11 protein-coding genes are annotated in these 15416 nt (G+C 63.8%); 8 read left to right on the forward strand and 3 right to left on the reverse strand.

Annotated features, from left to right (window positions below; translation table 11 throughout):
- Positions 1 to 8: 8 nt before the first annotated feature.
- The gene (locus R4P65_RS14915) at positions 9 to 1166 is read right to left on the reverse strand and encodes a hypothetical protein (protein WP_317827091.1); all 1158 of its coding nucleotides are present in this window, start codon (positions 1164 to 1166) and stop codon (positions 9 to 11) included.
- Between the two features lie 60 nt (positions 1167 to 1226).
- Between R4P65_RS14915 and R4P65_RS14920 the strand changes: the two genes are divergently transcribed.
- The 3 genes from R4P65_RS14920 to R4P65_RS14930 are packed head-to-tail and all read left to right on the forward strand — an operon-like array spanning position 1227 to position 4793.
- Positions 1227 to 1850, forward strand: coding sequence for a TetR/AcrR family transcriptional regulator (locus tag R4P65_RS14920; protein ID WP_317827092.1), 624 nt, complete (start codon positions 1227 to 1229; stop codon positions 1848 to 1850).
- Positions 1834 to 3471 carry an acyl-CoA dehydrogenase family protein gene (locus tag R4P65_RS14925; RefSeq protein ID WP_317827093.1) on the forward strand — a complete coding sequence of 546 codons (1638 nt, stop codon included), beginning with the start codon at positions 1834 to 1836 and terminating at the stop codon, positions 3469 to 3471. The genes R4P65_RS14920 and R4P65_RS14925 overlap by 17 nt, the downstream gene beginning before the upstream one ends.
- 23 nt (positions 3472 to 3494) lie before the next feature.
- Positions 3495 to 4793, forward strand: coding sequence for an MFS transporter (locus R4P65_RS14930; protein ID WP_317827094.1), 1299 nt, complete (start codon positions 3495 to 3497; stop codon positions 4791 to 4793).
- Here the strand turns inward: R4P65_RS14930 and R4P65_RS14935 are convergent.
- Positions 4790 to 6241, reverse strand: coding sequence for a CCA tRNA nucleotidyltransferase (locus R4P65_RS14935; RefSeq protein WP_230816210.1), 1452 nt, complete (start codon positions 6239 to 6241; stop codon positions 4790 to 4792). The genes R4P65_RS14930 and R4P65_RS14935 overlap by 4 nt on opposite strands.
- 192 nt (positions 6242 to 6433) lie before the next feature.
- On the opposite strand from R4P65_RS14935, the gene R4P65_RS14940 reads away from it, so the two are divergent.
- The 5 genes from R4P65_RS14940 to R4P65_RS14960 are packed head-to-tail and all read left to right on the forward strand — an operon-like array spanning position 6434 to position 14748.
- Positions 6434 to 6955, forward strand: a complete 522-nt coding sequence (locus tag R4P65_RS14940) for an NUDIX hydrolase (RefSeq protein ID WP_317827096.1) — start codon at positions 6434 to 6436, stop codon at positions 6953 to 6955.
- Positions 6952 to 9306: a DUF6049 family protein gene (locus R4P65_RS14945; protein ID WP_317827097.1), complete on the forward strand. Its 2355-nt coding sequence runs from the start codon at positions 6952 to 6954 to the stop codon at positions 9304 to 9306. Before R4P65_RS14940 ends, R4P65_RS14945 begins: the two co-directional genes overlap by 4 nt.
- Positions 9303 to 13304: a lipid II flippase MurJ gene (locus tag R4P65_RS14950; protein ID WP_317827098.1), complete on the forward strand. Its 4002-nt coding sequence runs from the start codon at positions 9303 to 9305 to the stop codon at positions 13302 to 13304. Before R4P65_RS14945 ends, R4P65_RS14950 begins: the two co-directional genes overlap by 4 nt.
- 47 nt (positions 13305 to 13351) lie before the next feature.
- On the forward strand, positions 13352 to 13978 hold the full coding sequence (gene sigM / locus R4P65_RS14955; RefSeq protein ID WP_230816207.1) for an RNA polymerase sigma factor SigM: 627 nt from the start codon (positions 13352 to 13354) through the stop codon (positions 13976 to 13978).
- A gap of 53 nt (positions 13979 to 14031) precedes the next feature.
- Complete coding sequence (locus tag R4P65_RS14960) at positions 14032 to 14748, forward strand: hypothetical protein (protein ID WP_317827099.1); 717 nt, start codon at positions 14032 to 14034, stop codon at positions 14746 to 14748.
- A 9-nt stretch (positions 14749 to 14757) separates the two neighbouring features.
- On the opposite strand, the gene R4P65_RS14965 is transcribed toward R4P65_RS14960, so the two are convergent.
- Positions 14758 to 15324: a helix-turn-helix domain-containing protein gene (locus R4P65_RS14965; protein ID WP_230816205.1), complete on the reverse strand. Its 567-nt coding sequence runs from the start codon at positions 15322 to 15324 to the stop codon at positions 14758 to 14760.
- Positions 15325 to 15416: the final 92 nt, after the last annotated feature.

Below are 15416 nucleotides of genomic sequence, written 5' to 3' on the forward strand. Positions count from 1 at the left end.
GCCACACGCTACGCGGGTGCGTACCACCAGGAAAGTCCGCCGTCACCGAGTCCCGCTACCCAGCCACCACCGAAAGGCCGACCCGTTTCCAGGGAATCTACGAGATCGGCGAGCATCCCGCTGATCGAAGTCCACTGAGGTTCGGCGGCGTCCGCGTTCTCACGGGCATACTCGGTCACACAGCCTGACAGCTCCCCTTGCCTTGTGTCGCAGAATAATTCGTATCCGTCGCGGCAGGCGAAGGTTATGTAGTCCGGAAGAAACTTTCCGATCGGGGTTCCTGCCGGCTGATTACGGTCCGACAATGAGGGAACACTCTCCGGGACATCTGGCAGCTCGTACACTGCCGGGGCTCTGCGGTGATTGGCCAACAGCTCGTCCAGATTGAGCATGTCGTGTTGGGGAAGGAACTGCATCCAGGCGCCGGGGGCGAAGCCGTTCTGGACCGAGTAGAGGTCTTTCAATTCGGTTGGCCATGCGATTCCGCTCAGTGCCTCGACCCGGTCGATTTCCGATTGCGCGGCTCCGGGCGCGAACGTATCCAGTGCTTGCGGAAATCCGTTTTCGGAAAACCAGGCGGCGATCCGTTCCCATTGCCGGCGCACTGATGTTGGTTCGGTCACGCTGTGTGGGTGGATACCCTCAGTCGCTTTCTGTTGCACGCCTCCTGGTCGTGGGGGGATCGTGAGGTACCTGTCATCGCTGTAGACGTCCCGTACTTCGACCTTGTCGCCTGACTTGAAGAGATGAATCGGCTCGAATTCCGCGACGGGCCAGATCTGGATGAAAGCTTCAGGGTCGGCTTGATCAAAGTCCCTGCCGCGCACCGAGGCTCGGATGCGATAGAGGCCAATCGGTAGGCGCTCGAGGAATCCGAACTCGTGGACCCGATCGCCTGTCAATCGAAGTGGTGGTAGACCAGCGACAACGCTCTCGAGCGTGCCTTCTTCGATCGTCTCCCAATCATCGAGAGCGGGAATTCCCGGGTCCACATCCAGCGTGTCGACGGTGATCCGGACCGGGCCGGCGGTCGAACTCAACGCCAAGCGAGCGACAACGGGACTCAAACCGATGACCTTGCCGTAAGTGTGGACATACGGTTCACGAGGTCGCGGACCGAGAACCAGAACCGGAACTTCGAAATCGACTTTCGCCGTGGTAGCCATGTCGTCATTCTCCAGCAGTCAGCCTTGACGCAAGAACGGAACGGGTGTTCACTTCTTCGCATGGCCTATCGCCGCACTCCGGCAGTACAGGAAAGATTGGACGCCCAACGCGCCCGACTGCTCGAGGCCGCCACGACGGCAGTGGCAACTCACGGCTATGCGGGGTGTTCCATCGCCGCGGTGGCCAAGAACGCCGGCGTCGGCACCGGGACGCTGTATCGACATTTCGACGGCAAGGGCGAACTGTTCGCCGAAGTGTTCCAATCTGTCTGCAGCCGTGAGGTATCCGCAGCCCGGGACGCCGGAGACAGCGCCCGACATCTGGAAGGCAACCACCGCTCCGCCGTATCAGCGTCGGTTCGTACCTTCGCCGAACGTGCCATGCGCGCACCGGTTCTCGCCTATGCCCTGCTGGTGGAACCTGTGGATCCACTCGTCGACGAACAGCGCCTCATGTTTCGTGAATCGTTCCGCGATTGCCTGGCCACCGCAATTCGCTCGGCAGTCGCCACCGGTGAGATACCGCCACAGGAAGCCACTCTGACGGCAGCGTGCATCGTCGGGGCAATCGGCGAGGCCCTGATCCTTCCGCTTCGCGGCGGCACCACCGATCCCGCCACGATCGACGCCATTCTCGCCTTCACCCTTCGATCGTTAGGGAGCTTCGATGACACCCACGCATGAGGTCACTAATCAGGTTCCGCCCCTGATCGATTACGACGCAGCCGAATACGCGCCGATTCTCGAGGCACTGCACCGCGAGGGAGCTTCGGACGCGCTCGAAGAGGTTCATCGCGTCGGGGTCCGCGCCGGAAGCGCGCAAGCCCAGGAGTGGGGCGATCTGGCCGAGGAGCACCCGCCCGTCCTACGAACCCACGACCGCTACGGCAACCGTATCGACGAGGTCCGCTACGACCCCGCCTATCACCAACTCATGAGCACCGCAGTGGAATTGGGACTGCACGGCGCTCCGTGGGTGGACCCGAATCCACACGCACACCTCGTCCGCGCCGCGAAGATGGCCGTGTGGGGTCAAACCGACGCCGGTCACGGCTGCCCCATCTCCATGACGTACGCCGTGATCCCCGCGCTGCGGCACAACACGGATCTGGCCGCGCAGTACGAACCCCTCCTGACCACGCGGCACTACGATCCGGCGCTGAAAGCTCCCCTCACCAAACCCGGATTGATCGCCGGTATGTCGATGACGGAAAAGCAGGGCGGTTCGGATGTTCGTGCCGGAACCACAAGGGCAGTGCCACAATCCGACGGCAGCTACCTGCTGACGGGCCACAAGTGGTTCACCTCCGCGCCGATGTCGGACGTGTTCCTCGTCCTCGCCCAGGCACCGGGTGGCCTGTCGTGCTTCTTTCTTCCGCGGGTCCTGCCGGACGGCTCGCTCAACAACATGTACCTACAGCGCCTGAAGGACAAGTTGGGGAATCATTCCAACGCGAGCAGTGAGGTCGAGTACCGCGACGCTCTCGCGTGGATGGTCGGCGAAGAAGGCCGGGGCGTGCGCACCATCATCGAGATGGTCAACATGACCCGGTTGGACTGCACGATCGGCACGGCCACCGGCATGCGCGTCGGTACCATGCAGGCAGTTCACCACGCGAATCATCGAAGTGCGTTCGGCGCCAACCTGATCGACCAACCTTTGATGCGCAACGTTCTGGCAGATCTGGCGGTGGAATCGGAAGCGTCGTCTACCGTCGCGATGTGGCTGGCCGCTCTGACCGACCGCGCAACCGCGGGCGATGCCCACGCGACCGCGCTACGACGCATTTCGTTGGCCGTGAGCAAGTACTTCGTCTGCAAGCGCGGACCGATCCACGCTGCCGAGGCACTCGAATGTCTGGGCGGAAACGGATACGTGGAGGAATCCCGGATGCCGCGCCTCTATCGCGAGGCTCCGCTGCTCTCGGTGTGGGAAGGGTCGGGCAACGTCGCGGCGCTCGACACACTCCGGGCGATGGCGAAGCAACCCGAAACACTGCAGGTGTTCTTCGACGAATTGAAACAAGCGAGTGGCGTGGACGCCCACTTCGATCAGGCCGTGCGGGATCTCGAGGCGGCATTCGGCGAATTCGACGACATCGAATACCGGGCGCGAAAGATTGTCGGCGACATGGCACTCGCACTGCAAGCCTCGCTGCTGCTTCGGTACGGGCACCCCGCGGTGGCCGACGCATTCTGCGCGAGTCGGCTCGGAAATAGCTGGGGGAGCGTGTTCGGAACCCTGCCGAGGGGGATCGACGTCGCGCCGATCCTCGAGCGGGCGACCGTCAAGATCGGCGCCTGACCCACCCACTACAGTTTCCGCTTATGAACCGAGCCTCGAACCGCCGCGAGGCCTGGCAGCGCATACTGCACACCCTGCGTGAATCACCCGGCCTCGGAAGGCTGGCGCTCGTCCGCTTTTCCAGCCAGTTCGGCGACGGAATGTTCCAGGCCGCGCTCGGCGGCGCAATCCTCTTCAACCCGGAACGCGAAACCGATCCGGTGGCGATAGCGGCCGGCTTTGCCGTACTGCTCCTTCCCTATTCGGTGATCGGGCCCTTTGCCGGCGCTCTGCTGGATCGTTGGGACCGCCGCCTGGTGCTCCTGTGGGCGAGCGTGCTCCGCGGGCTCTTCATCCTGACCACTGCGGTGCTGTTGGTGGCCGGCGGCGGTGACACTCTGTTATTGACGTGTGCGCTTGCTGCAATCGGAGTCAGCCGCTTCGTCGGGGCAGGCGTATCCGCAGCCCTGCCGAAGGTCGTCCGACAATCGTGGCTGGTGGCAACTAATTCCGTTCTCACAACCGCTGGTTCGGTGGTAGCAGCTCTGGGCGCTTCGGCAGCGGTAGCGATCATCGGCGTGATCGGCGCCGGGGATCGAGCGTCAGGCGCAGCCGTGGCCATCGCAGCACTGGGATCGGTGATCGCAGCCCTCGCCGCGGCCAGGTTCACCGCCCGCTCACTTGGTCCAGTGGCCGACGAAGTGATTCGTGCCAGCGCCATCCGTTCGGTAACAGCCGGACTGCGCACTGGTGCAACCGCTGTGTGGGAAGCGCCCGGCGTCACCACGGCAATGATCGGGATCGGAGCACACCGCATCTGCTTCGGCATCAACACCCTCATCATGGTGCTCGTCCTACGCGACACCTCGAACGGATCCCAACTACCTAGAGGGATGGCCGGATTCGGCGTCGCCGTCGGCGCAACGGCCATCGGAATGCTGATCGCGGCATTGGTCACACCGTTCCTCATCCCGCGGGTCGGTCGCTCACGAACGATCACGTACGCCCTCGTGTGCGCGGTTCTCGTCCAGCTCGTTTTCGTGACCACCCTGACTCAGGGATCGCTGCTGGTCGCCGCTTTCCTGCTCGGAATCGCCGGCCAGTCCGTGAAACTCAGCGGCGACGCGGCCATGCAGATCGACATCGACGACGACCGTCGTGGCCAGGTATTCGCCTTGCAGGACACCGTGTTCAACGTCGCGTTCATCGGCGCGATCGCGGCCGCGTCGACGGTGATCGCACCCGACGGCAAGAGCGTCGGCCTGGCCCTTACCGGTGCGGGCGTCTATGCCGCCGGCTTGTCAGCGGTGCTGATCAACCGCAGAAGACGAGAAACTAACTAGCCCTGCTGGGTAGCCCACCACTTCAACAGTTCGGCTTCGGCCTCGTCACGATCAAGCGGGCCGCGATCCAGACGCAGTTCCTTGAGGAACGTCCATGCCTTGCCCACCTGCGGGCCCGCCGGGATGTTCAGCAGTTCCATGATGGCGTTACCGTCGAGGTCTGGACGCACCCGAGCAAGGTCTTCCTGCTCCGCGATGCGCGCGATCCGCTCTTCGATGTCGTCGTACGTGGCCTGCAACTGCGCGGCGCGACGCTTGTTACGCGTGGTGCAGTCCGCTCGGACGAGCTTGTGCAGCCGGGGGAGCAGCTCGCCCGCGTCGGTGACGTACCGCCGCACCGCGGAGTCGGTCCACTGCCCCTTGCCGTAGCCGTGAAAACGCAAGTGCAGGAACACGAGCTGCGAAACGTCGTCGACCATCTGCTTCGAAAACTTCAAGGCACGCATGCGCTTACGCACCAGCTTGGCACCGACCACCTCGTGATGGTGGAAGCTGACGCCACCGCCTGGCTCATTGCGCTTGGTATCCGGCTTTCCGATGTCGTGGAGCAGTGCAGCCCAACGCAATACGAGGTCGGGATCACCTTCTTCGAGGTCGATCGCCTGCTGAAGCACGGTGAGAGAGTGTTGGTAGACGTCCTTGTGCTGGTGATGCTCGTCGATCTCGAGCTTCATCTGCGGAACCTCGGGCAGCACGTACGCGGCCAGCCCGGAGTCGACCATCATGTTGATGCCGTCCACCGGGTACATGCCCAGCATCAGTTTGCTCAGCTCCACCTGCACGCGCTCGGCTGTGATCCGCTCGATCTGCGACGCCATCTCCTTGATGGCCTCGAAAACGCGATTGTTCAACGTGAAACCAAGCTGCGAGACGAACCGGGCCGCGCGCAGCATCCGCAGCGGATCGTCGTTGAACGAGTTCTCCGGCGCCGACGGCGTATCGAGCTCTCCGGCCAGCAGGGCGTCCATGCCATTCAGTGGATCGACAAAAGTGTAGGACCCGTCCGCGCCGATCTTCATCGCCATCGCGTTGACGGTGAAATCGCGGCGCACCAGATCGTCGGCCAACGTCGTGCCGTACTCGACTATCGGATTACGTGAGACGCGGTCGTAAGCGTCGGCCCGGAAGGTCGTGATCTCGATCTCCTGGCCGTGCTTGATGGCGCTGATGGTCCCGAACTCGATGCCGGTGTCCCACTGCTTGTCCACCCAGCCCTTGAGCAGAGCCTGAACCTTCTCCGGCCTGGCGTCCGTCGTGAAGTCCAGATCTCCACTGAAGCGGCCGAGGATCGCGTCGCGAACACTGCCACCCACCAGGAACAGCTCGTGACCGGCCGCAGCAAAACGCTCACCGAGCGGGTTCAACACGTCGGACAACGTGCCGAGCGTTGCAGTGGCGTCGGCAAGCAGTCGTAGGCGGCGATCAGCGTCGGAGATAGGGACAGTCACGTGAAAGGAGCTTACTTAAGGTGCGCAAATAGCAGAACGCGCATACGAACGCGATAGACCGCTTTGCGCGGGTTACCGGGCAACGCTGCAAGGCCAACTAGTATCGATGAGGTGTCTGGTGCCGAACGAACAAACAGGAGTCGCCGCAACCCGCGGCGTCGACCTGCCGTCGGCAACCCCGATAAACCTTTGATGCGAACCGTCCGTGAAACTTCTGCGGGCGGCTTGGTCGTCGATGGCTGGGGCGGACCTCCGGAACGCCTCTGCGCTGCACTGATCGGCCGAACCGACCGGCGCGGACGCCTACTCTGGTCGCTACCCAAGGGCCATATCGAGCAGGGTGAGACCGCCGAGCAGACCGCGATGCGTGAGGTCGAAGAAGAAACCGGTATCCAGGGAACCGTCCTGGCACCGCTGGGCAGCATCGACTACTGGTTCGTGACCGAGGGTCGACGTGTCCACAAGACCGTGCATCACTATCTCCTCCGCTTTCTCGGCGGTGAACTCTCCGACGAGGACATCGAGGTCACCGAAGTCGCCTGGGTGCCGCTGACGGAACTGCATTCGCGGCTTGCATACGCCGACGAGCGCAAACTCGCAGAACTCGCGTCGCAGATGATCGCAGAGATGCCGAGACCTGAAATACACCGACCTGAAATGCAGCGATCTGAGATTCTGCGAACACAGCACCCGAAGGAACCGGACGCCGGATGAGAATGGCTCTGCGGCGGGCCGGTGTGGCCGCTCTGGTGATGGCCGCTGTCGGTTTCGGGCCTGCAACGACGGCCGTCTCCTGGGCCGCTCCGTCCAGCCAGCCCAGTGAGCGCGCCCCGGCGCGAAACACCAACGATGCCAAATTTCTGCAGCTGACAATCGACTCCACCGCACCGACCACGGTGACGACCACCAGCGACCGCAACGTCGTGGTCAAGGGCACGGTGAAGAACGTCGGTGACCGTCCCGTCGAGGACGTCGGAGTGAGGCTGCAACGCGCTCCCGCGATCGACTCCAGTTCGGACGTGCGCGCAGCACTCGATTTCGACCAGGCTGTTTTCGACACGGTCGGCGAATTCGACACCGTCGCCACCACCCTCGACACCGGCCAGTCCAAGCAGTTCACACTGACCCTGCCGCTCCGGAGCACAACCGGGTTGTCCCTCGACATCACCGAACCCGGCGTCTACCCGATGCTCGTCAACGTGAACGGCACCCCCGAGTACGGCGGTGCCGCCCGGCTCGACGACGCGCGCTTCCTGCTCCCCGTCCTCGGTGTTCCGGCCGCAGCCGAATCGAACGCCACAGCCGGAACGCCCAGTTCGTCGGCGACGGCCGTCGTTCCCCCCGACACATCCGCCCCGATCGGCGTCACGCTGATGTGGCCGCTGGCCGACGCTCCTCGACTCGTCGGCGGAATCCCGGGCGCGGTCAACGAGCCCGTACGCCTGATCGACGACGAACTTGCCACCGAACTTTCCGACGGCGGACGCCTGGACGCGTTGGTCGATGCGGTGGAGAACGCCACCAAACCCGAAAGCGATACCGATCGCCGCGTCACGGATGCGCTCTGCCTGGCAGTCGACCCCGACCTTCTGATCACCGTCGAGAACATGACTCGCGGATACCTCGTGGCCGACAACTCGTCCGATCCCACCGGACCGTCGCACGACGGCCGCGACAGCGACGCCGCCAACCAGTGGCTCGGCCGGGTGAAGACGCTCGCCTCCTCGATGTGCACGACGGCGGTTCCGTTCGCGCAGGCCGATCTTGCCGCGGTCACCTCGGTGGCCAATCCGGAACTGACGGCTACCGCGCTCGCACGCCCGGCGGACATCGTCGACAACATCCTCGGCGTGACTTCACTGCGAGATTTCGTCTGGCCCGATTCGGGTGTCCTCGACTCGGCCACCGCAGAGGTGCTGAGCGTGAATCCCACCACAGCGATGGTGGCTGACACCTCCGTCGACTCGGCAGCCCCGCAGCTGTCGTCGCGGATAACCGGCTCACTCGACGCGCTTGCCTTCGACACCTCGGCAGCCGCAGCCTTGGCCGCCACCGGCTCGGAACCGCAGGTCCCGTCGTACATCCCCGACGACACCGCGCCGACCATCGACATCGAATCGCGCAGCGCGCGGCGTCAGGACGCGCTGGGGGCGATGGCCTGGGCCGCGTTGACGCCGACGTCACTGCCGCGCAATCAGATCTTCGCGCCGCCGCAACTGTGGACCGCAGACAGCAACGACGCCACCGCGGTGCTCTCGATGCTCGCGACCCTCATCCGGTCCGGGCTCGCCTCACCTCAGGCCCTACCTGCACTGCTCGGCCGACAACCGGGCGCGACGGACGCCGCCACTCTCGACTACCCGGACCGGGCTACCCAAGACGGTCCGCAGACGTCCGTCGTCGAGACCGCAACCACCCAACTTCCGCGTATCGACGGGCTCGAAGCATCGCTCGTGGACGATCCGGCGGCTTCGCTCACCCCCCGGGGATTCACGGCGCCGCTCCGCGAAGATCTACTCCGCTCGATGACTTTGGCCGATCGCCGCAACGTCGACTCCGCTTCGATCGATCGGGCGGAGCGCGCTGCGACCATCCGCGCCGACAACGTCACCGAAGCCGTCGACGGGATGTACCGGGCCGTCAGTGTCGTGTCGCCGGGCGGCGTCTACACACTCGCGTCGGGGCAGAGTCCGCTCCTGCTGGTCGCGCGCAACGAACTGCCCATCGCCATCAACGTCGACCTGCGTGTGGAAGCCCCACCCGAGATGCAGATCAGTGACATCGGTCCCAAACAGCTGCCGCCGCGAGGTAGCCGACAGTTGACTGTGCCCGCGGAAATGAACGATTCTCGCAAGCTGGAAGTCAACTTCTCGCTGACCACGACAGATGGCCGCCAATTGGGTACGCCGACCAGCGTGACCGTACGGTCGAATGCGTACGGTCGTCCCCTGGCCGCCGTGACGGCGACAGCGGGAGGGTTGCTGCTGTTCCTGGCAGGGCGACGGCTGTGGCATCGATTCAAGGGTCAGCCGGACCCAGCAGATGAAGGGTACGAACGCTCATGACCGGGAATCCACCCGAGGAGGGTCGCCGCTCGGCGATCACCCGCAAGAGTGCCACGACCCGCTCGCATCCTCGGATGCCACCGTGGGAGCGCGGCTACCCGATTCAGCCGGTCAACCCGGACGCACGTTTCGACGACGCACCCACCATGACCATCCCGGTGATCCGCGACTACCCCAGGTACCGCGAAGCCGAGATGGAATTCGCCGATCGGCAGACGACCAAGTCGGACGAGTTCGACACCGACGCCCATGTTCAGGTCGGGGAACGCAAGGAGACGAACTCTCGACTCCTCGCGGCGACGGGTTCCATCGCGATCGCGACGCTGACGAGCCGCATCACGGGATTCGCCAAGCAGTTGATGATCCTGATGGTCCTCGGCCCGGCCATCGCCAGTTCGTTCACCGTCGCCAGCCAGATCCCGAACATGATCGCGGAGCTCGTCTTGGGCGCCGTTCTGACCGCGATCGTCGTCCCAGTGCTGGTCCGCGCCGAGCGGGAGGACGCCGATCACGGCGAAGCATTTGTCCGACGCCTCTTCACGGCATCGCTCGTCCTACTGGGCATGGCCGCGCTGCTCGCGACCCTGGCAGCACCCGTACTCACCAAATACGTCTTCCTGTCCGAAGACGGCAAGGTCAGCACCGACCTGACCACGGCGCTGTCGTATCTGCTTCTGCCGGCGATCCTGTTCTACGGGCTGTCGGCACTGTTCACAGCGTTTCTGAACACCAGGCAGATCTTCAAGCCCGGAGCCTGGGCTCCCGTACTCAACAATGTCGTCGTCCTCGTGGTGCTCGTGGTCTATCGCTTCACTCCCGGTGAGATCTCGCTTGATCCGGTCTCGATGGGCGATGCAAAACTGCTCACCCTCGGTATCGGCATCACCATCGGCGTCATCGTGCAGGCCGCCAGCCTGATCCCCGCGCTTCGCCGCGAGAAGATCTCGCTCAAGCCGCTGTGGGGCCTCGACGACCGCCTGCGCCAGTTCGGCGGCATGGCCGTCGCCATCGTCTTGTACGTCCTGATCAGCCAGATGGGCATGATCTTCGCGACCAAGATTTCCTCACATGCCGACGAAGCCGGCCCTGCCATCTACAGCCAGGCCTGGTTGCTCCTGCAGCTCCCGTACGGCGTGCTCGGAGTGACGGTTCTGACCGCGATCATGCCGCGCCTGAGCCGCAACGCTGCGGCCGACGACACCCCGGCCGTCGTGGACGATCTGTCGGTCGCGACGCGTCTGACCATGATCACGCTGGTTCCGATCATCATGTTCCTGACCTTCATGGGTCCGCAGGTCGGTGAAGCGCTCTACGGTTACGGCCGCTTCGGACCCGAACAGGCCGAACGACTCGGCACCGCCGTGAGCTGGTCGGCATTCACGTTGATTCCGTACGCGCTGGTCCTGATCCAACTTCGTGTGTTCTACGCCCGCGAACAGGCCTGGACGCCGACGTGGATCGTTCTCGGCATCACTGCAGTGAAGATCGCTTTCTCGGCGCTGGCTCCGGTCTTCGCCTCCAACAGCGATCAGGTCGTGATCCTGCTCGGTGCGGCTAACGGCCTCGGCTACATCACCGGCGCCGTCATCGGCGGATACCTCCTGCACCGCAGCCTCGGAAATCTGCAGATGGCCAACGTGGGCAAGACGGTCTGGTCCGTAGTACTCGCCTCGCTGGCCGGTTCGCTGACCATGCTCGCGGTCGACCGAATCCTCGGATTCGATCAACTCACCGAGCGTTTCGGCGGACCTGGCTCGATGGTTCGCGTCGCCGTCGGCGGCATCCTGATGCTCGCGATCACCTTCACGATTCTCTACTTCAAGAAGGTTCCGGAGGTTCTGTCGGTAACGGTTGCGGTCTCCCGCAAGATTCGTTCACTGACAGGTCGCGCCGAACCGGATACACGTAACAACACCGACGACGACGTCACCGAGCTGATTCCTGCAATCAGAACGAAATCAAACGAGCAAGAACGACCGGGTGCGCTCCCGTACCCTGGTCATGGGCGTACAGGATCGCAACCCGCGCGTATTCGGGGACGGGCTATCGATGGAGAAGGAGCGAGGGTGAGCGACGACAACGTTTCCGGCAACAAGAGTGCCGGGACTTCTGCCGTGAAAGCGTCCGAACAGAAGTCAACGGCATCGTCGGGCACACCTGCATCCACGAGTTCCTCCGCATCTGCCGGCCATAAGCCGCAGCAGGGTCAGAAGCCACAGCAGCCTGCCCAGCGGCCGGTCCAGAAGCCACAGCAGCCGGTGCAGAAGGCCGCTCCGCCGGTGCCTCCGGTCAGTGTGTCGAATACACCTTCGGCGCCCGTCTCTAAGACACCTTCAGCACCTGTGTCGAAGACACCCACACCGAAGACGCCTGCTCCGGACAAGAAGGCACCCGAATCTCAGAAGACGGCTGCCGCTCGGACATCATCGCCCGCTGCGCCTCGCACCGCTGCCGCCGGATCCGCATCGCGACCGGCACAGCGACCGATGCCCCGTGGACCCAAGCTCATCCCTGGCGCTTCTGTGGCCGGCGGACGCTACCGTCTGCTCGCTCCGCACGGCGGAACCCGCGGACTGCAGTTCTGGGAAGCTCTCGACGTCAAGCTCGATCGTGAAGTAGCCCTGACGTTCGTCGACGCCGATCAGCGCGGCGACGACGACAGCCAGTCCGGACCGCAGGCAGTTCTCTCACGCACCCTTCGCCTGGGACGAATCAACTCGCCCGGTCTGGCTCGCGTCCTCGACGTCGTCCGCGGAAGCTCGGGCGGCATCGTCGTCGCCGAATGGACTCCAGGCCGCTCGCTGCGTGAAATGGCCGAGACCACGCCGTCACCGATCGGTGCCGCGCGCGCCATCCGCGCCCTCGCGGCCGCTGCCGAAGCTGCTCACCGCACCGGCGGTGCGCTGTCCATCGATCACCCTGACCGCGTTCGCATCAGCATCAACGGTGACGCCGTACTGGCGTTCCCGGCGACGCTTGCCGACGCCGATTCCACCAGCGACGTCCGCGGCCTCGGCGCCATGCTGTACTCGCTCATCACGGCGCGCTGGCCGCTCGCCGAGCCGTCCGCCGGTCCAGTCGGTGGTCTGCTTCCCGCCGGCCGCGGCGCCGACGGCAACATCGTCGAACCTCGGGTCGTCCGTCCGGAGGTCCCGTTCGACATCTCGGCCGTTGCGGTTCGAGCTTTGCAGTCGGAGAGTGGAATCCGCACTGCTGCCACCGTGCAGCACATCCTCGATCAGGCGTCCGTCGTCAACGACAAGACGGAAATGATTCCGGCACTTCGTCTCGGCCACCGCGAACAGGGAGCGTCGGGTCATGCACTGAACGACCCGGAAGCCATCGAGGCCGAGAAGAAGAAGTCGACGCGAATGCTCGCGGCACTGACGGCGCTCGGCGTCTTCACCGTGATCGTCTTGATTCTCCTTGTGGTGTGGGTTGCGAGCTTCCTTTCGGGCGGCAGTAGCGACACCCCTCTCAGCGAGCAGAGTTTCGGATTGACCACCGAAGCCACTGCGCCCGAGAACAATTCACCCGCGCCCGCACCGGCGGCGGCAACCGTACCGGTAGCCGCCTCGGCCGTAACGGTGTTCTCACCCCAGGGCACGCCGGATCAGCCGGCAACGGCGAAGAACGCCATCGACGGCAATCCAGCCACTGCATGGTCGTCGGATTCGTACTTCCAGCCCTTCCCGTCACTGAAGAACGGCGTCGGCCTGATGGTGACGCTCGCCGATGCGGCCAACCTGAAGAACATTGCGATCACGTCTGATTCGCCCGGAACTGTCGTTGAAATCCGTTCTGCCCCTTCTGCGAATACTTCGCTGGATCAGACCAAGGAAATCGGATCCGGTGTGCTGAAGAACGGTGTGACCGACATTCCGCTCTCGTCGGACGGCTCGGGTCAGTATGTCCTGGTTTGGATTACGCAGCTCAGCACCGAATCCGGACAAAACCAGACATCCATCTCGGAGATTGCATTCACTGCTGCAAAGTGATCGCCCTTAGCCCTTCTGAAACCTACCGACTGGGCTAATATCCGCCCGTGCACAGTTATCGGGGGGGCACCGGGGGCGGAGCCGGAAAATTCGAATCCAGGAGTTTCGAGAACACAAATCTCGAGACGACGGATTTCGAATTGTTGACTGCTCATGTGGCGGGCGATCGGCATGCGTTCAGTGAACTTCTGACCCGGCATCAGGATCATCTATGGCACGTTGCCCGGCGTACGAGCTACTCGGACGAGGACGCGGCGGACGCGCTCCAGGAGGGTCTGCTGTCCGCGCATCGCAAGGCCGCGAAGTTCCGCGGCGACGCGGCGGTGCGAAGCTGGCTCCACACCATCGTGGTCAATGCCTGCCTTGACCGGATCCGACGCAACAAATCACGGGCCGCGTTCTCTCTGTCTTCCGAGAATGCGGAGGAACCTCGAGATCACCGCGATTACGCGGCGGGAGTGGACATGAGCCTGACCGTCGAACAGGCACTGGCATCGCTGCCCCCTGAGCAGCGTGCTGCCGTCGTCGCCGTCGATGTCGAGGGGTATCCGGTAGCCGAGGCCGCCGAGAGATTGGGAGTGCCCGTAGGGACCGTGAAGAGTCGCTGCGCCCGCGCCCGAAAGCGCCTCGCCGCCCAGTTGGAGGACTTTCGCGAAGGCGGGAACCATTCGTGAACCGGCCGCGTCCTATCTTGTAAGCGTCCACACCGACTGCCGAGGGAGCGTTCATGACAGATCCGTCTGTTCGCGTTCCGTCTCCTCCGTTTCCGGAAGACCTCTTGGCGGATCTTCACGCCGGGGTTCTCGATCCCGAAACCAGTGCATCTCTGTGGCCACTGGTACACGCCGACCCCGCCGCCCAGGCGTTTGTCACCACTCTCGACGGCGTCACAGCATCACTTGCGGCACTGAACTCGAGTGAGGCCTCTCGCGATCGGATTCCGAATTCGCTTGCCGAGCGGATCAATTCGGCACTCGATCTTCAGTCCAGCCACGTCGAGCCGCCTGCAGAGACAACAGTCGTGCCGTTCCGGCGGCGCCCACAAGCGTGGGTTCTCGGTGCCGCAGCAGCCGTAGCGGTGGCTTTCGTGATTGTTGTGATCGGAACCCGAGATTCCGGACCTCCCGAAAGCGTTGTCGCTCAACCGAGCACACCGACGACGTCTGCTGTCGACGATCCGGATTCGGCGTCGCTGCTCTCACTCATCGGATCCAGAGACCTTGGACCACTCGATGATCCGTCCAAACTAGCCGGCTGCCTACGCGCCAACGGCATCGACGAGGGCAGTCCCCTGCTCGGATCGGGTGAGGTACACATCGACGGGGCACCGGCGATAGTCCTACTCTTCACGGGATCGCAACCGCGTCAGATCACTGCTCTCACTGTCGGTACCGACTGCAGCGCCGATGATCCGAATACTTTGTCGGTCAAGAGCATCGGCTGACGGCGACGTTCATCGCGGCGTTGCCGCCGGTAGCAGGAGTTCGAGAATTCTCCCGCGCAATGCATCCGTATCGTCTTCGACCGCTATCAGACTCGAGAACATCGCTGCTCCGGCCGCCAGAACCAGCACGGCCTTGGCGTCGAGCAGCGCCGATTCGGGATCTTCGGCGTTCTGAAGGAAGAGTTGTGTACTCGGCCCACTGAACCCGCGCCACAATTCGTTGCGAAGGTCATCATGGTCTCGCAGCGCCGCCAGCAGTCCCGGCGACGCGGCGCGAACCTCGGGCCGCGAGAAGAGTTGGGCACTTCCCTCCACCACCCAACGGATCCAGCCGTCGCGATCGGTGCCCTCGAACGGTGTCAGATCCGGTGTTGCGCCCAGGATCGATCCCAGCACGAGGTGCGCCTTCGACGGCCATCGCCGCGCCATCGAGGCCCTGCTGACCCCCGCTCGGGCCGCGATCGCGCGGAGGCTGAGTTGCTCCCAACCGACCTCGAGGAGCATCGCTCGGGTGACCTCGAGAACTGTGTCGTCGATGCGCGGGTCTCGTGGGCGACCTGATCCTGTGGCATTCATCGTGTCGAATTGTCGGACAGATTGGGAGAAGGCGCTATATCGTCATATATACGAGTCCACTGGCATCGTAATGATCAGGCCGCCGCAGGAAG

The organism is Rhodococcus sp. IEGM 1318 (assembly GCF_033142465.1).
Lineage (GTDB): Bacteria > Actinomycetota > Actinomycetes > Mycobacteriales > Mycobacteriaceae > Rhodococcus_F > Rhodococcus_F qingshengii_B.

Excerpts from the sequence above, each read along its gene's own strand:
- R4P65_RS14915 (WP_317827091.1), bottom strand. The coding sequence starts at position 1,166 with ATGGCTACCACGGCGAAAGTCGATTTCGAAGTTCCGGTTCTGGTTCTC.
- R4P65_RS14920 (WP_317827092.1), top strand. The coding sequence starts at position 1,227 with ATGGCCTATCGCCGCACTCCGGCAGTACAGGAAAGATTGGACGCCCAA.
- R4P65_RS14925 (WP_317827093.1), top strand. The coding sequence starts at position 1,834 with ATGACACCCACGCATGAGGTCACTAATCAGGTTCCGCCCCTGATCGAT.
- R4P65_RS14930 (WP_317827094.1), top strand. The coding sequence starts at position 3,495 with ATGAACCGAGCCTCGAACCGCCGCGAGGCCTGGCAGCGCATACTGCAC.
- R4P65_RS14940 (WP_317827096.1), top strand. The coding sequence starts at position 6,434 with ATGCGAACCGTCCGTGAAACTTCTGCGGGCGGCTTGGTCGTCGATGGC.
- R4P65_RS14945 (WP_317827097.1), top strand. The coding sequence starts at position 6,952 with ATGAGAATGGCTCTGCGGCGGGCCGGTGTGGCCGCTCTGGTGATGGCC.
- R4P65_RS14950 (WP_317827098.1), top strand. The coding sequence starts at position 9,303 with ATGACCGGGAATCCACCCGAGGAGGGTCGCCGCTCGGCGATCACCCGC.
- R4P65_RS14960 (WP_317827099.1), top strand. The coding sequence starts at position 14,032 with ATGACAGATCCGTCTGTTCGCGTTCCGTCTCCTCCGTTTCCGGAAGAC.
- R4P65_RS14965 (WP_230816205.1), bottom strand. The coding sequence starts at position 15,324 with ATGAATGCCACAGGATCAGGTCGCCCACGAGACCCGCGCATCGACGAC.